The 14,869-nt window shown below is 66.1% G+C and carries 14 protein-coding genes and 1 tRNA gene; 5 read left to right on the top strand and 10 right to left on the bottom strand.

Features of this window, described 5'->3' with window-relative positions; all coding sequences use genetic code 11:
- Nucleotides 1-17: 17 nt before the first annotated feature.
- The 3 genes from ilvD to VGT77_RS05295 are packed head-to-tail and all read right to left on the bottom strand — an operon-like array spanning nt 18 to nt 3,332.
- Entirely contained in the window at nt 18-1,742 is a 1,725-nt protein-coding gene (ilvD, locus tag VGT77_RS05305) for a dihydroxy-acid dehydratase (protein ID WP_327460306.1), read from the bottom strand.
- A 7-nt stretch (nt 1,743-1,749) separates the two neighbouring features.
- The gene (locus VGT77_RS05300) at nt 1,750-2,493 is read right to left on the bottom strand and encodes an N-formylglutamate amidohydrolase (RefSeq protein ID WP_327460903.1); all 744 of its coding nucleotides are present in this window, start codon (nt 2,491-2,493) and stop codon (nt 1,750-1,752) included.
- Nucleotides 2,490-3,332, bottom strand: coding sequence for a 4-(cytidine 5'-diphospho)-2-C-methyl-D-erythritol kinase (locus tag VGT77_RS05295; protein WP_327460304.1), 843 nt, complete (start codon nt 3,330-3,332; stop codon nt 2,490-2,492). Before VGT77_RS05295 ends, VGT77_RS05300 begins: the two co-directional genes overlap by 4 nt.
- A gap of 115 nt (nt 3,333-3,447) precedes the next feature.
- On the opposite strand from VGT77_RS05295, the gene VGT77_RS05290 reads away from it, so the two are divergent.
- Nucleotides 3,448-3,786, top strand: coding sequence for a hypothetical protein (locus VGT77_RS05290; protein WP_327460302.1), 339 nt, complete (start codon nt 3,448-3,450; stop codon nt 3,784-3,786).
- Here the strand turns inward: VGT77_RS05290 and VGT77_RS05285 are convergent, their stop codons facing one another.
- Together VGT77_RS05285 and VGT77_RS05280 are read right to left on the bottom strand one after the other, a co-directional pair.
- Nucleotides 3,787-5,469 (bottom strand): tetratricopeptide repeat protein, encoded by a 1,683-nt coding sequence (locus tag VGT77_RS05285; RefSeq protein ID WP_327460300.1) that lies wholly within the window; start codon nt 5,467-5,469, stop codon nt 3,787-3,789.
- Nucleotides 5,444-7,093: an electron transfer flavoprotein-ubiquinone oxidoreductase gene (locus tag VGT77_RS05280; RefSeq protein WP_327460298.1), complete on the bottom strand. Its 1,650-nt coding sequence runs from the start codon at nt 7,091-7,093 to the stop codon at nt 5,444-5,446. The genes VGT77_RS05285 and VGT77_RS05280 overlap by 26 nt, the downstream gene beginning before the upstream one ends.
- A 109-nt stretch (nt 7,094-7,202) precedes the next feature.
- Here VGT77_RS05280 and VGT77_RS05275 point away from each other — a divergent pair, with 109 nt between their 5' ends.
- Nucleotides 7,203-8,003 (top strand): uracil-DNA glycosylase family protein, encoded by an 801-nt coding sequence (locus tag VGT77_RS05275; protein WP_327460296.1) that lies wholly within the window; start codon nt 7,203-7,205, stop codon nt 8,001-8,003.
- 2 nt (nt 8,004-8,005) lie between these two features.
- Nucleotides 8,006-9,799: a lytic transglycosylase domain-containing protein gene (locus VGT77_RS05270; protein ID WP_327460294.1), complete on the top strand. Its 1,794-nt coding sequence runs from the start codon at nt 8,006-8,008 to the stop codon at nt 9,797-9,799.
- Between the two features lie 84 nt (nt 9,800-9,883).
- Here the strand turns inward: VGT77_RS05270 and VGT77_RS05265 are convergent, their stop codons facing one another.
- Genes VGT77_RS05265 through VGT77_RS05255 form a run of 3 tightly spaced genes read right to left on the bottom strand, consistent with a single transcriptional unit; the run spans nt 9,884 to nt 11,132 of the window.
- On the bottom strand, nt 9,884-10,021 hold the full coding sequence (locus VGT77_RS05265; RefSeq protein ID WP_327460292.1) for a hypothetical protein: 138 nt from the start codon (nt 10,019-10,021) through the stop codon (nt 9,884-9,886).
- Nucleotides 10,018-10,365 carry a hypothetical protein gene (locus VGT77_RS05260; protein WP_327460290.1) on the bottom strand — a complete coding sequence of 116 codons (348 nt, stop codon included), beginning with the start codon at nt 10,363-10,365 and terminating at the stop codon, nt 10,018-10,020. Before VGT77_RS05260 ends, VGT77_RS05265 begins: the two co-directional genes overlap by 4 nt.
- Nucleotides 10,362-11,132 (bottom strand): SIMPL domain-containing protein, encoded by a 771-nt coding sequence (locus VGT77_RS05255; RefSeq protein WP_327460288.1) that lies wholly within the window; start codon nt 11,130-11,132, stop codon nt 10,362-10,364. Before VGT77_RS05255 ends, VGT77_RS05260 begins: the two co-directional genes overlap by 4 nt.
- A 155-nt stretch (nt 11,133-11,287) precedes the next feature.
- On the opposite strand from VGT77_RS05255, the gene VGT77_RS05250 reads away from it, so the two are divergent.
- On the top strand, nt 11,288-11,647 hold the full coding sequence (locus VGT77_RS05250; RefSeq protein WP_327460286.1) for a response regulator: 360 nt from the start codon (nt 11,288-11,290) through the stop codon (nt 11,645-11,647).
- Here the strand turns inward: VGT77_RS05250 and VGT77_RS05245 are convergent.
- Nucleotides 11,644-13,230 (bottom strand): long-chain fatty acid--CoA ligase, encoded by a 1,587-nt coding sequence (locus tag VGT77_RS05245; protein WP_327460901.1) that lies wholly within the window; start codon nt 13,228-13,230, stop codon nt 11,644-11,646. The two genes, VGT77_RS05250 and VGT77_RS05245, sit on opposite strands and share 4 nt — an antisense overlap.
- A 146-nt stretch (nt 13,231-13,376) precedes the next feature.
- On the opposite strand from VGT77_RS05245, the gene VGT77_RS05240 reads away from it, so the two are divergent.
- Nucleotides 13,377-13,452 (top strand) — tRNA-Lys (locus tag VGT77_RS05240).
- A gap of 173 nt (nt 13,453-13,625) precedes the next feature.
- On the opposite strand, the gene VGT77_RS05235 is transcribed toward VGT77_RS05240, so the two are convergent.
- Nucleotides 13,626-14,861 carry an MFS transporter gene (locus VGT77_RS05235; RefSeq protein ID WP_327460899.1) on the bottom strand — a complete coding sequence of 412 codons (1,236 nt, stop codon included), beginning with the start codon at nt 14,859-14,861 and terminating at the stop codon, nt 13,626-13,628.
- Nucleotides 14,862-14,869: the final 8 nt, after the last annotated feature.

The following is a 14,869-nucleotide window of genomic DNA, read 5'->3' as shown; positions in this document are numbered from 1 at the left end:
CGCTCGCAATGACGGAGCTAGATGTCGGCAAACACGTGCGTCTCGGCTCTCGCGCCAGGGTGTGTGACTGCGCCTTTGTAGGCTGGCCCGACATTCTGCGCGTATCGCCACAAGGCGCCGGCCTGATAGTCGTTCACCCGCGCCTGCCAGCGGGTCTTGCGCTCGGTCATCACCAGTTCGGGAACGTCGAGATCGATCGTGCCGGCCTCGGCGTCGATCCGGATGATGTCGCCATTCTCGACAAGCGCGATCGGGCCGCCGTCCGCCGCTTCCGGGCCGACATGGCCGATGCAGAAGCCGCGAGTGGCGCCGGAGAAGCGGCCGTCGGTGATCAGCGCCACCTTTTCGCCAAGCCCCAGGCCGTAGAGCGCGGCCGTGGTCGACAGCATCTCGCGCATGCCGGGGCCGCCCTTCGGCCCTTCATAGCGGATCACGATCACCGAACCTTCGGCGATGTCGCGTCCCTCAACCGCCGCGAACGCGTCTTCCTCGCAGTCGAATACCCGCGCAGGACCTTGGAACTGGAGCCGGTGCATGCCCGCGACCTTCACGATGGCCCCTTCCGGCGCGAGTGTGCCGCGCAGACCTACCACGCCACCCGTCGGCGTGATCGGGTTGGCGACTTCGCGGATGACCTTCTGGTCCGGGTTCCAGGTCACCTGCTCGATATTCTCACCGAGCGTACGCCCAGTCACCGTCATGCAATTGCCGTCAAGCAGTCCGCCGTCCAGCATCGTCTTCATCAGCATGTAGATGCCGCCGGCATCGTGCATGTCCTTGGCGACATATTTGCCGCCGGGCTTCAGGTCGGCGAGATAGGGCGTGGACTTGAAGGTCGCCGCGACATCATGGAGGTCGAACTCGATGCCAGCCTCGTGCGCCATGGCCGGCAGATGCAGCGCGGCATTGGTCGAGCCGCCCGTCGCTGCGACCACACGCGCGGCATTCTCGAACGCGGCGCGCGTGCAGATATCCCGCGGGCGGATATTGCGGGCGAGCAGTTCCATCACCGCCCGGCCCGCCGCAATGGCTACTTCGTCCCGTGCCTTGTAAGGCGCCGGCACCATGTTGGAGTTCGGCAGTGACAGGCCGATCGCCTCGCCGACACAGGCCATGGTGTTGGCGGTGAACTGCCCGCCACAAGCGCCGTGCCCGGGGCAAGCGACTTTCTCCAGCTCGATCAGCTCCTGCAGCGGGCAGTTACCGGCGGCGTGCTGGCCGACAGCTTCAAATACGTCGACCACCGTGACGTCGCGGCCATGGAAGCTGCCCGGCAGGATCGAGCCGCCATAGACGAACACGCTCGGCACGTTCAGGCGCAGCATCGCCATCATCATGCCGGGCAGCGACTTGTCGCATCCGGCAAAGCCGACCAGCGCGTCGTAGCAATGGCCGCGCACGCTGAGTTCGATCGAGTCCGCGATCACTTCCCTGCTGACCAGCGACGACTTCATGCCTTGGTGACCCATGGCGATGCCGTCGGTCACGGTGATGGTGTTGAAGCGGCGGGGCATGCCGCCGCCTGCTTCTACGCCTGCCCGCGCCGCGTCCGCCTGCGCGTCGAGCGTCGTGTTGCAGGGAGCGCTGTCATTGCCGGCCGAGACCACCCCGACGAACGGACGCCCGATCGCCTCCTCGTCCAAGCCCATCGCATAGTAATAGCTGCGGTGCGGCGCCCGCTCGGGCCCGACCGAGACATGGCGAGAGGGGAGATGGCTTTTGTCGAAACGGCTGCTGGTCATGCGCGGCCTATGGGAGAAGTCCGGCAGTCCGCGCAAGCTTGTTGCGGCAATGCAGCAGCAAACTTTCCAGAATGTTCGCCCAACGGATCACGCCCACCTGATCGGCGATCAGGTCGTTACGCACTTCGATCGCCAAGTAGGGAGTGCCGTTCGCCTCGGCGTGCATGTTCATCGTCGCATTAAGCAGCTTGCCAGAATAGGGTTCGTTGTCGCCGGTCGTGAGCCCGCGGCGGCGCAGTTCATCGATGGCGATGCGGGCGGCGCGATCGTCCTGATTGTAGAGGATGCCCACCTCCCATGGCCGTGTCGGCCCGTCAAAGGTCTCCAGCTTTGGCGTGAAGCTGTGCACCGCGGCGACCAGCGCCGGACGGTTCTCCTCGACGATGGAGGCGAGTGCCTCGTGATAGGGACGCCAAAAGCGCGCGATCCGCGCTTCCCGCTCTGCCGGGCTTAGGTTTCGATTGCCGGGAACCAAATGTCCGTCGCTCGTCTCCGGGATCAGCGCGGGGCTGTCTTCCTCCCGATGCAGGTCGATGACCAGTCGCGATACGGTGCCGAACAGGCCGGGACAGCCAAAGCGCTGGCACAACTCGCGGCCGACCGCCTCCGCTCCGATGTCCCAGCCAATGTGCCGCTCCAGCAGCTCGGGAGACAGGCCCAAATCAATGTCCGCCGGAACATGGTTGGATGCATGGTCGACCACCACTAGCAGGTCGCCGCGCCCGGGCACCAGGTCGAAGGCCGCGTTCACGCCTTGAGCCTCGTTCCCAAGGTCCAGCAGCCTGGCCAATCCAGCGACGCCTGCTCGCCTACGCGATCCCGATCTTCGAGCGTGTCGAACAGCGCGAAACAGGTTGCCCCCGATCCCGACATCCGCGCCAGCACCACCCCCTCCCGCAGCTGCAGCCAGGAAAGGAGATCACCGATCACGGGAGCCAATCTGATAGCGGGCTGCTCCAGGTCGTTGCGGCCGGCAAGCGCGACAAGCAGCGGCTCCCCTTCGGCAAGCGCGCCGCGGTCGATACCGTCCCAGGCCTGGAACACAAGGCCCGTCGGCACCGCCACACCCGGATTTATCAACAGCAGCGGCCGTGCGCTGAGCTCGGCCGCGTCGAGGGGTGAGAGCTCGTCTCCTCTTCCAACGCCGCGCACCGGACGATTCGCTAAGCACGCGGGAACGTCCGCACCCAATTCCGCGGCAATGGGCTCCAGCGGCAGGTCGGTTTCCCACCGCCGGCTCAGCAGGCGCAGAGCCGCGGCCGCGTCAGCCGATCCTCCGCCGATGCCGGACGCGACCGGAAGCTTCTTCTCGAGCCGCAAAGCAGCTCCTCCACTCACACCCGCCGCCTGTTGCAAAGCCGCGGCAGCCCGCATCACCAGATTGTCGGCTCCAGCAGAGAGGCCGTGGGCAAAAGGCCCGGCGATCGTTAGCGACAGCGTGTCGGATGCTGAGGCGGAAAGCACGTCCCCTTCCTCGGCAAAGGCGAACAAAGTCTCGATCCGGTGATAGCCGTCGGCCATCCGCTCCCGCACATGCAGGGCAAGGTTGATCTTGGCCGGGGCAATCTCGGTCAGGACAGGAGCTGTCATCGCCTGTCCTCCTCGCCGCACCGCCGACCGAACGCAACCGCGGCCTTTCACTGAAAGCCGGTGATCCTAATCGGGGCTGGCGCGTTCCGAATGCGTAACGAACAAGGAGAATGTTGTGCGTGCGATCCTGTTGCTGGCAGCCCTGACCGCCGCTCCCGCCGTGGCGCAGACGGCGGAACAGGATGTGCGCTGCCTGATCGTCAGCAACATCTTCTCCCAAAGCGAGAAGGACGCGGCGAAGCGCCAGGTCGCGAACGCCGCCCGGCTCTTCTATCTCGGCCGCGTCGACGCGCGCATCGCCGGGCCGGCACTGAAGAACTCGCTGGTGACTCAGGCCAAGGGCATCACTGCGGAAAATGCCGGTCCCGCGATGACCGCCTGCGCCCGCAGCATGCAAGGCAAGATGGCCGCGCTGCAGGCGCTCGGCCAGTCGGCACAGGCTTCGGCGAAATAGTCAGCGGGCGGCGTAGGCTGGCTTGAAACCCTGATCGACCTTGGCCTTGATCCTGGCCTCGATCTCGGCCGTATCGGCGAACAGTGCGGCGGCGCGCCAGGCATAGCGCGCCTCATACTTGCGGCCGGCAGCCCAATAGGCATCGCCCAGATGTTCGTTGATCGTCGCGTCGCCGGGCTGGGCCTGCACCGCACGCTCGAGTACGGGGATCGCGCGCTGCACGTCGCCGACCAGATAATGCGCCCAGCCGAGCGAGTCGGTGATCGCCGGATCGTCGGGCTTCAGCTGGCTCGCCTTCTCGATCAGCGCCATCGCCGCTTTGACGTTCTCGCGCCGCTCGAGCTGGGCATAGCCAAGATAATTGAGCGCGACCGGCTGTTGCGGCGACAGCGCCACCGCTTTTTCCAGCGCTGGCTTGGCGGCCGCCCAATCGCCCGCCTGCTCATGCGCGCCGCCCTTGAGCATCCACAGGCTCCAGATGCGCTCCGCCATTTCGGGCGAGCGCTCCGCCACCGCGATGGCGCGCCCATAGGCCTGAGCCGCTTCGGCATGGCGGTCGAGCGCCACCAGCAGATCGCCGGTCCGCACCAGATCGGCGAGGCTGGCATTGCCGCCCTCGCTCTTGGCGCGGGCGAGCGCCAGCGCATCGTCGCGCCGGTCGAGCTCGGTCAGGATCGCCACGCGCGTGTCGATCACCATGCCCGAATAAGGACTGGAGGCCGGGACTTTCCCGGCAATCTCCAGCGCTTGCTGAGGCTGGCCGACATTGGCGAGCAGCCGCGACAGCATCAAGGTCGCGCCGTCGTTGGTCGGGTCGAGATAGGTGGCGAGCCGCGCCAGGGTCAGCGCGACTGGCGAGCGCGGATCGGCCTGAATCGCTTCGCCCACGCGCACGAACAAAGCGGAAATGCCGCCCGCCGCGTCCAGGCTGCCGGCACGCAGTGGCTTGCCCGCTTCGACCAGGACACGCGCGGCGGCGAGCGTGGGGTCCTCGCCGCGCAGCAGCGACAGCGCCGCATCCTTGCGCCCGACCGCATGCAGCTTGGAGGCGACCATCAGCTTAAGCGCAGTCGAGCCGCCGCCAGAGGCAAGCGCCTGTGCCTGAGCGACGGTCGCTGCGTCGTCCAGCTTGCCGGCGGCAATCAGCATCAGCGCCCGCTGCTCGGAGCCGAGCGCGGAGGTGAGCGCGCTGCCGGTGGGCGCATCGAGGATGGCGAAGGGATCGCCCTCCTTGCTCGCTTGCGCCACCCAGGCGCGGAGCACCGGCACCACGAAATCGAAGCTGCCATCCTTGGCGAGCACGTCGACGGCGGCATTGGCCGCCTTCCAGTCCTTGGCCTTCAGCGCGCGCGACAGGAACAGCAATTGCCCATCGGCAGGCAGCGCGCCCGCCCTGTTCAGCGCTGCCGCCGCCTTGGCCGCCAGCGAGAAATCGCCAGCCGTCAGCGCCTGGCGATAGGCGCGTGCGGCGACTGAGGCATCGTCCGGCCGCGCCGCAAGCACCACGGCGTATGCCCGAGCCGCTTCGCTGAGCGCGCCGTCCGATCCCGCCAGCCGCGCCCTTGCATAGGCCGCGAGCAATGAGGGCGGAGGCGAGACGATGGCGCGCTTCGCTTCCGCCGCTCCGCCGGCGAGCAGCGCCGCAACCAGCCCCAGGCTACATGTTCGGATAATTCGGTCCACCACCGCCCTCCGGCACAACCCAGTTGATGTTCTGGGTCGGGTCCTTGATGTCGCAGGTTTTGCAGTGAACGCAATTCTGCGCATTGATCACAAAGCGCGGATTCCCTTCGTCCTGTCCCACAACCTCGTAAACGCCCGCCGGACAGTAACGCTGCGCCGGTTCGTCATAGAGCGGCAGGTTGTGCTTGATCGGCACGTCCGGGTCCTTGAGCGTCAGGTGGACGGGCTGATCCTCCTCATGATTTACGTTCGACATGAAGACGGACGAGAGCCGGTCGAAAGTAATGACGCCGTCGGGCTTGGGGTAGACCGGCTTCTCCATCACATTGGCCGGCCAAAGCTGCTCGTGATCGTAGTGGTGCTTGAAGGTGAAGGGCAACCCGACTTTCAGCTGCCGCATCCACATGTCGGTGCCGGCGACCAGCGTGCCCACCACGCCGCCGAACTTCGCCACTGCAGGCTCGGCGTTGCGGACCTTGAACAGCTCCTTCTCGATCCAGCTTGAGCGCAGCGCGGTCTCATAGCTGTCGAGCGTGTCGTGCTGCCGCTCGGCGCCGATCGCCTCGAAGGCGGCTTCGGCAGCGAGCATCCCGGACTTGAGCGCGGTGTGGCTGCCTTTGATGCGCGGTACGTTCACGAAGCCGGCCGAACAGCCGATCAGCGCGCCACCGGGGAAGACGAGGTGCGGGATGGACTGCCAGCCACCTTCGTTGATAGCGCGGGCGCCGTAAGCGACGCGCTTGCCGCCCTCCAGCATCTCGCGGATCGCCGGATGCGTCTTCCAGCGCTGCATCTCCTGAAAAGGCGACAAATGCGGGTTCTTGTAGGAAAGCGCGACCACTAGTCCGAGTGAGACCTGGCCGTTCGCCTGGTGATAGATCCAGCCGCCGCCCCAAGCGTCGGTGAGCGGCCAGCCCTGAGTGTGGATGACCTTGCCCGGCACATGTTTGGCCGGGTCGATGTCCCAAAGTTCCTTGATGCCGATGCCATAGACCTGGGGCTGGCAGTCCCGCTCCAGGTCGAAGATGCGCTTCAGTTCCTTGGAGAGGTGGCCGCGCACGCCTTCCGCGAAGAAAGTGTATTTGGCGTGGAGCTCGAGCCCGGGCTGGTAGTCCGGCTTGCGAGTACCGTCGCGCGCCACGCCCATGTCACCGGTGGCGACGCCCTTCACCGAGCCGTCCTCATTGAACAGCACTTCGGCCGCGGCGAAGCCGGGGAAGATTTCGACCCCCAGGCCCTCCGCCTGCTCCGCGAGCCAGCGGCAGAGATTGCCGAGCGATCCGGTATAGCACCCCTTATTGTGCATGAAGGGCGGCATCAGGGCGTGCGGGAACTCGTATTTCTTGCGGGCGGTCAGCACCCAGTGATGATTTTCGGTCACCGGAGTCTGGGCGAGCGTGCAACTGTCGCGCCAATCGGGCAGCAGCTCGTCGAGCGCGATCGGGTCCATAACGGCGCCCGACAGGATGTGCGCGCCGACTTCAGAGCCTTTTTCGAGAATGCAGACGGAGAGTTCGCGGCCGCTTTCATTGGCCAGCTGCTTCAGCCGGATCGCGGCGCCCAGGCCTGCGGGGCCGGCGCCGACGATCACCACGTCATAGGGCATCGCTTCGCGTTCGCTCATTCGCTCTTCCTCGTTACGCGCCCGCTTCGTCGCGGCGGGGCCACGGCCTGTAGTGAAGAGCAGTGCAGTTGGTTGACGCGCCCGTCAACCGCAAGGCTTAGTATCGCCGATGGAAGGGGTATCCGTTCTGCCCAGCCGCGACGCAGTCGCGAGCCTCATCGCCTGGTGGCGCGAAGCCGGCGTTGACACGCTGGTCGAGGACTCGCCGCGCGATTGGTTGGCAAAACAAAACCCTCTCCCGCGAGCGGGAGAGGGACGGCTGCGCAGCAGCCAGGGTGAGGGTCTGAAGGCGGCGCTCACTGCCCTTACCCCGCTCGCGCCTTCCGGCACGAGTCGCCCTCTCCCGATCCGGGAGAGGGAAGAACTGCCCCCCTCCCTTCCCGAACTTCTCGCCTGGATGCGCGACAGCGCTGAAGTGCCTGAAGCGCGCTGGGGCCGCACGCGCATCCTTCCATCGGGCGATCCGCATTCGGGCGTCATGATCCTCACCGACATGCCGGAGCCGGGCGACGCGGAAGCCGGCCGGCTGCTGGCGGGCGATGTCGGCGACCTGTTCGACAAGATGCTGGCCGCGATCGGCCGCAGCCGCGAGACGATCTGGCTTGCGCCGATCGCCAGCGTTCGTTCGATCGGGCGGGTTCCTTCTGATGTCGGCTCGCTTCTGGTCGAGATTGCCCGGCATCAGATCAAGCTGGTCGCGCCCAAGCGCCTGCTGATCATGGGGGAAGTGCCGAACAAGGCGCTGATCGGCGACGATTGGCAGAGCCGCCGCGGCGATTATCACATGCTCAACTTCGATGGCGTAGAGGTGGCGGCCGTGCCGACCTTCCATCCACGATTGCTGCACAAGTCGCCCTCTTACAAGAAAGAGGCTTGGCGTGACCTGCAGCTGTTGATGAAGGGTCTGTAGCGATGCGTATCCTGACTGCTGCCGCAACCGCGGCAATCCTATCGACAGCTCCGGCGCTGGCCAATGACGGCAGCCGCTCGACGCCTTCCGACTCCGTCGGGCTCGGCCAGTTGCCGAACGTGCTCACCGCCTCGGAGCGCGACAGCCTGCTTGCCGCCCTCGCCGCCATGAAGGCGGGGCTGTGGAGCGACGCCGGCGCCCGGATCCTGGCGATGCCGGACGGGCCGGCAAAGTCATACGCGCAGGCCGAGCTGTTCACCGAGAAGGGCTCGCCAAAAATAGAGGCCGCGGAGCCGATCGTTGCGCTGCTCAGTGCCGCGCCCTGGCTGCCGCAGGCCCCGCAACTGGCAGCGATGGCGCAGAAGCTCGGTGCGCTCGAGATGCCGGCCCTGCCGCCGCAGCAGCGATTGATCTGGCTCGGCTCCGCACCGGCACGGGAGCGCGCCAGTTCGGTCAAGGACGATCCGGTCGCCGCACAGCTCGCTCCCAAAATCCTGCCACTCATCAAGATCGACGATCCCGCCGGCTGTGAAGCCTTGCTGGAGACGGACGCGCCCCGTCTGTCTGGCGCGGCCCTCACGGAATGGCGGCAGCGCATCGCCTGGTCCTATTATCTGAACGGCGACGATGCGAACGCCCGCCGTCTTGCCAAGCTGGCGCGGCAGGGCGAAGGCGAATGGCGGGTGCAGGCAGACTGGACGTACGGCCTCGCCGCCTGGCGCCAGAAGGATTTCGCTTCTGCCGCCGACGCCTTTGCGTCAGTCGCGATGCGCGGCGGCGATCCGGACATTCTGGCCGCCGGCCATTACTGGGCTGCACGCTCCTTCATGGCCGGTAACCAGCCCGACAAAGTGCAGTCGCGACTCCGTGCCGCTGCTCATTATGGCGAGACCTTCTACGGCATCGTCGCCGCTCAGGCGCTCGGGTTGAAGCAACTGCCACCCCACGAGCAGGACGGGCTCACCCGCAACTGGGCGCGGCTGTCGAGCATGCCGAATATCCGCCTCGCCAAGGCGCTCTCCGAGATCGGCGAACGCGAGCGCGCGGCCGAGCTGCTCAGGCACCAGGCGAAGATCGGCAGCGCCCAGGATCACGGCTATCTCGCCAGCCTAGCCTCGCGGCTGAACCTGCCCGAAACCCAGCTCTATCTCGCGCACAACGGCCCCGCCGGCGCGAAGCCTAGCGCCTCCTCCCGCTATCCGACCCCGTCATGGTCGCCGAACGGCGGCTGGCGCGTCGACAAGTCGCTCGTCTATGCGCACGCGCTGCAAGAAAGCCGCTTCCGCCCCGACGCCGTCAGCCCGGCCGGCGCTTATGGCGTGATGCAGGTGCTGCCCGGCACCGCGCAGTTAATCGCCCGCCGCCGCGGCGAGCCGACGCCTGACCGGTCGCTGCTGCTCAACCCGTCGATCAATCTCGATTACGGCCAGGCACGGCTGGAGCAGGTGCGCGACTATGGTCCAACCGGCGGCCTGCTGCCCAAGGTGATCATGGGCTATAATGCGGGGCCGGGCATGCTCGACGAGTGGAATGTCCGCGTGAAAGGCGGCGACGACCCGCTGCTGTTCATGGAGTCAATCCCGTTTTGGGAGACACGCGGCTATGCGGTCACCGTGTTGCGCAATTATTGGATGTATCAGCGCAATGCCGGGCAGAAGTCGCCGAGCCTGAAGGCCATCGCGCAAGGGCTCTGGCCACGTTTTCCCGGCCTGCCCGGCGCGGCTGCGGTGAGGCTGCAGCGCGAGGCTCCGGTCCAGACGGCGGACGCGGGCTCGGTGGTGCCTGGCACGAACTAATCGTCATTGCGAGCGGAGCGAAGCAATCAAGCTCCGGCGCCGCTGGATTGCTTCGTCGCTCTGCTCCTCGCAATGACGATTTGTTTACCGATGCCCGCCATGGCCGGCATTCTGGTTGCCGGTGCGGCTCTTCGTATTGTCGCTATTATCCTGCTTCTTGTTGCCGCCTTCGTCCTTCTTGCCGGTCTTGTCGAAGTCGCCTTTCTTCTTGTGGTCGGTCATGATCGCTCTCCTCGGCCCCGTGAACGGACGCGGCGCAGCGCTGTTCCCGCACCGGCGATCAGCCATGCATAGAAGGCGATGTTCGCCACCAGCGGCCAAGGCCGCCAATGGTCTTCGAAAAAGCCGAGCTGGTTGGGCACCGAGATGCCTGGCTCGTCGACCAGGAAAGGCGCCGGCCAGCCGCCGTTGAGCACCGGCTTCGGGCAATAGATGTCATAGCCTTCGATCGACTTGCCCAGCGCGCAGAAGATTGCCTGGTCAGGTCCGAACCGCTCGATGAAGCTGGACGCGAGGGCGGCAATCGTTGCGAGCACCAGCACTAGGGCGGCACGAGGGATCGTCACCGCGTCAGTTCGAACTGGACCGACAGCGAAATGCCGAGTGCGACCTCGCCCGGCGCGATCGGTGTCGGCGGTGGTGGCGGCGGTGGCGCCCCCGCGGTGCGGCCCGTGACGACGATCTGGCTGACGGGATAGAAGCCGCCGCCTTCCGAGATCGACAGGATGCGCGACACGCGCAGCCCCGCCGCCTTCGCATAGAGCTCAGCACGGGCGCGGGCATTCGCAGCCGCCTCCGTCCGCGCCTCGTCCAAGGCCTCGCGCTGCTCGTCGACGGTGAAGCTGGGCCCATCGATCTGGTTCGCGCCTTCGGTCACCAGCGTGTCGATGATCCGCCCCATATTCGCCAGCCGGCGCACACGGATGTTCAGCGTGTTGCGCGCTTCATAGCCGATGATCCGCGGCATCTCCGTCTGGGCCGGGGGGATATAAGGCTGCCGCGTTTCCCGGGCGCGGATCTGCGCTTCACGTTCCGGGTCGGAATAGCGCGGCTGCAGGCTGACGGCCGATGTCTGCAGGTCCCGCGCTTCGATGCCGGCGCGCTTCAAGGCCGCAATCACCCGGTCCATGCGCGTGGCGTTCGCCGACAAAGCCTCGGCTGCATTGGTGCCGGTCGTAACCACGCCTGCAGAGAAGAGCGCCAGGTCGGGCGTGCGCCGGCTCTGTCCCTCGGCAGTGATGCTGAGCAGCGTCGCGCCCGGCGAAAGCACCGGGCTGACCGTCAGGTTCTGCGCCTCCGCCGCCGCGGGTAAGAGGACGAGTGCCAGGACCATCCATGATTTCATCTGGGAAACTCCGGTCGTTACCGGCGTGGAACGGCAATCCTGCAGCCCCGGTTCCGCCGGGAGCCGTAATGACCGCAGGGCCATTGCAGCCTTCGGCGCTCTTCCTAGTTTCTAACCTTGATCAGCTTGGAAAGGACGCATTCTTGCCTGCTCCGCATGTGCTCTGTGTCGACGATGAAGCTCTCATCCGCATGATGATCTCAGACAGCCTGGACGATCTGGGGCTGAAGGCGATCGAGGCGGAGAGCGGAGAGGAAGCGCTCGGCAAACTCGCCAGCACTGAAGTAAAGCTGCTGATCACCGACATTCGCATGGGCGGCATGAACGGCTGGGAAGTCGCCGAGCGGGCCCGACAGCGCAACCCAAAGCTGCCCGTGATCTACATCTCCGGCCATCCATGCGCGGGCGAGCCGGTGCCTGACTCCATCTATCTGTCCAAGCCCTTCGTCGCCCGCGAGCTCCAGCGCGCCGTTCGCGAAGCGCTGGAGCTGGATGCCGCCTAGGCCGCGCTCTTGAGGCGATAGTCCCGATACTGCTCACGAAGCGCAGTCTTCAGCAGCTTGCCCGTGGCGGTGTGCGGAAGGCTATCGACGAAGACGATCTCGTCCGGCAGCCACCATTTGGCGACCTTATCCGTCAGATAGGCGTGGATCTCCGACGCCCCGACGTCGCTGCCCGCCTTGCGCACGACCAGCAGCAGCGGCCGCTCGTCCCATTTCGGATGATAGACCCCGATTGCCGCGGCCTCCGCCACACCCGGGCAGCCGACCGCCGCATTCTCCAGTTCGACCGAGCTGATCCACTCGCCGCCCGACTTGATCACGTCCTTGGATCGATCGGTGATCTGCATCGTGCCGTCTGGATACATCACCGCCACATCGCCGGTGTCGAACCAGCCATCGGCATCGGCAGCGTCTTCTTCCGCCTTGAAGTAACGTTTGATCACCCAGGGGCCGCGGACTTGCAGCCGTCCTGAGCTCTGGCCGTCTCGCGGCTGCACCTCGCCGGCGTCATTGACCACGCGGAGCTCGACGCCGAACGGCACGCGCCCCTGCTTGCCGACCAGCTCGACCTGCTGTTCGAAGCTCAACGACTCCCAGTTCGCCGGCGGCGCGCCCATGGTGCCAATCGGCGAGGTCTCGGTCATACCCCAGGCATGGCCGACGCGGATGCCCATCCGCATCAGCCGCTCGATCATCGCCTTGGGCGCGGCCGATCCGCCGATCGTCACCAGCTGCAGCGCTTCGGGCCGTTCGCCGGTCTCGTCCATATGCTGGAACATGGCGAGCCACACTGTCGGCACGCCGGCGGAGTGCGTCACCCGCTCCTGGTTCATCAGCCGGCACAGCACCTTGGCCTCGTTCACCGCAGAAAAGACGAACTTCGCGCCCGCCATCGCGCCGGCAAAGGGAAGGCCCCAGGAGGCAGCATGGAACATCGGCACGATCGGCAGCGCCACCGTTTGCGGCGACAGGCTGAACACGGACGGCGCCACTTCCGCCATGGCGTGGAGCATGGTCGAGCGATGCTCGTAGAGGACGCCTTTCGGATTGCCCGTCGTGCCGCTGGTGTAACAGAGCATGCAAGGGTCGCGTTCATCGCCCTCAACCCACGCATAATCGGCTGAGTGAGGCGCCAGCAGTTCTTCCCACTCCGGCCCGTCGAACACGACGTACTGCTGGATGCTGGTGAACTGGTCCTTCAGCCGCTCAACAATGGGCGCGAAAGCCTTGTCGTAGAAGAGCACCCGATCTTCGGCATGGTTGGCAATATAGACGATCTGCTCGTCAAAGAGGCGCGGGTTGATGGTGTGAATGACCCCGCCCATGCCGATCGCGCCATACCAACTGGTCAGGTGGCGGACGTGATTCATGGCGAGAGTGGCGACCCGGTCCCCCGGCTTTAGCCCCAGTCCTTCCAGCGCCTGAGCGAGGCGGCGGGCATCGCGGGCGACCTCGCCCCAGTTCGAGCGGGTCTCGCTTCCATCGGCCCAATGGGTGACGATCTCCTGCGACCCATGCTCGCGCTCGGCATGGTCGATCAGCCGGGGCACCCGCAGCGCGAAATCCTGCATTCCGCCAAGCATCATCTGGCTCTCCATATTTTTTGCCATTTTGCGGAGGGGGCGGGTTGCTGGCAAGTGCACAGCCCTTGCACCGCAAAAAAGCCGATGCTAGCGGGCAGCCGCGCTTGACGCGGGCGTCGCCATCGCCCATCTGCCGCGCCTCAAGTGGACGCATAGCTCAGTTGGTAGAGCAGCTGACTCTTAATCAGCGGGTCCTAGGTTCGAGCCCTAGTGCGTCCACCACTTTCTTGCGTGACTGACAGCGGTCCCAAGGCTCGATGCGGAAGCTCGGCAGTGTTCGCCCTCGATTGGACGGCGATGGAGCCGCACAGCGCCACTTGATCATCGTGGCGCAGCGCTCCCAGCATGGTGCGCAGCAGCTCGCGCCAGCATCGTCGGAATAGGCGGGAGGCTGCCTATGCGACCGGCTTACGTGGCCGGGTTTCGGGCATGGTGAGCAGGACCGGCAACACGGCCAGGGCGACGGCCGCGATCATGAAGCCCGGCGCCATCGGCGAACCGGTCAACGCCGTGAACCGCTGCGCGAGATAGGGGGTGAAGCCGCCGAAGATCGCGGTGGCGGCGGTCGCGCCCCAGGCGAGGCCGCTCAACCGGCCTTCCCCGGGGAAGAGTTCGGCGGTGGTCACCGCCCCGACGGCACTGACGCCGCCGCCCATGGCCGCCAGCACCACGGCCCCGACCAGCACGCGCGCATCCGACGCGCCGGCCATCCAGGCGAACATCGTTGCGGGAAGCAATGCCGCCGCGATGCAGAGCAGCAGCAGGACCGGCTTGCGGCCGATCTTGTCCGTCAACAGGCCGATCAGCGGCGTGACGAGGATGACGACGAATGCCGCCAGCGTCGACAGCCACAGCGCGTCCCTCTCGCTCAGGCTTCCGCCCTGCGACAGAAAGGCCGGAACATAGGTGATGCCGACATAATAGGTGATGGAACCAAGCGCCGAGATGGCGAAGCCGCGGGCGATCGCCGACCGGTATTGAAGCGCGAAACGCAGCGGCTGTTGCGGCACGGTGCCCCGCTCCTGCTGCCGCTCGAACTCGGGCGACTCTTGCATCGTCGATCGGGCGAGCAGCACGCTGCCGGCCAATGCGGCGCCGATGAAGAAGGGGATGCGCCAGCCCCATGCCTCCAGGGCCGCGGGCTCGAAAGTGCTGACGGTGATTGCCGCTACTCCCGCTGCCAATAGCGCGCCGATCTCGCTTGCCATCGCGGCAAATGAAGTGACCAAGCCCCGCCGCTCGCGCGCCGCGCCTTCAAGCAGATAGGCGACGACGCCGGTATATTCGCCGCCGACCGAGAAACCCATAACGCAGCGGAGCAGCAGCAGCAGTAGGCCGGCACTCGATCCGAGCGCCGCGTAGGTGGGTAGCAAGGCGGTCGCGAGCATCGCCGCCGTCATGATCACCATGGACGCGAGCATCGTCCGGCGCCGGCCGTACCGGTCGCCGATATGGCCGAAGACGAGTGCGCCCAGCGGCCTCATCAAATAAGCGACGGCAAAGCCGCCAAGCGTCGCCGCCAGCGACGCCTCGCCGGGACCGAACAACACCCGCGACAATAAGGTCGCCATGTAGAGGTAGAGGGTGAAGTCATACCATTCGACGACGGTCGAACAGGCAGCAATCGCCATGGATCGCC

Source organism: Sphingomonas sp., assembly GCF_035944535.1.
In the GTDB taxonomy this organism is placed as follows: domain Bacteria; phylum Pseudomonadota; class Alphaproteobacteria; order Sphingomonadales; family Sphingomonadaceae; genus Sphingomonas_B.
The sequence above is the reverse complement of the archived record's forward strand: the minus strand, read 5'-3'. Positions and strand labels throughout refer to the sequence as shown.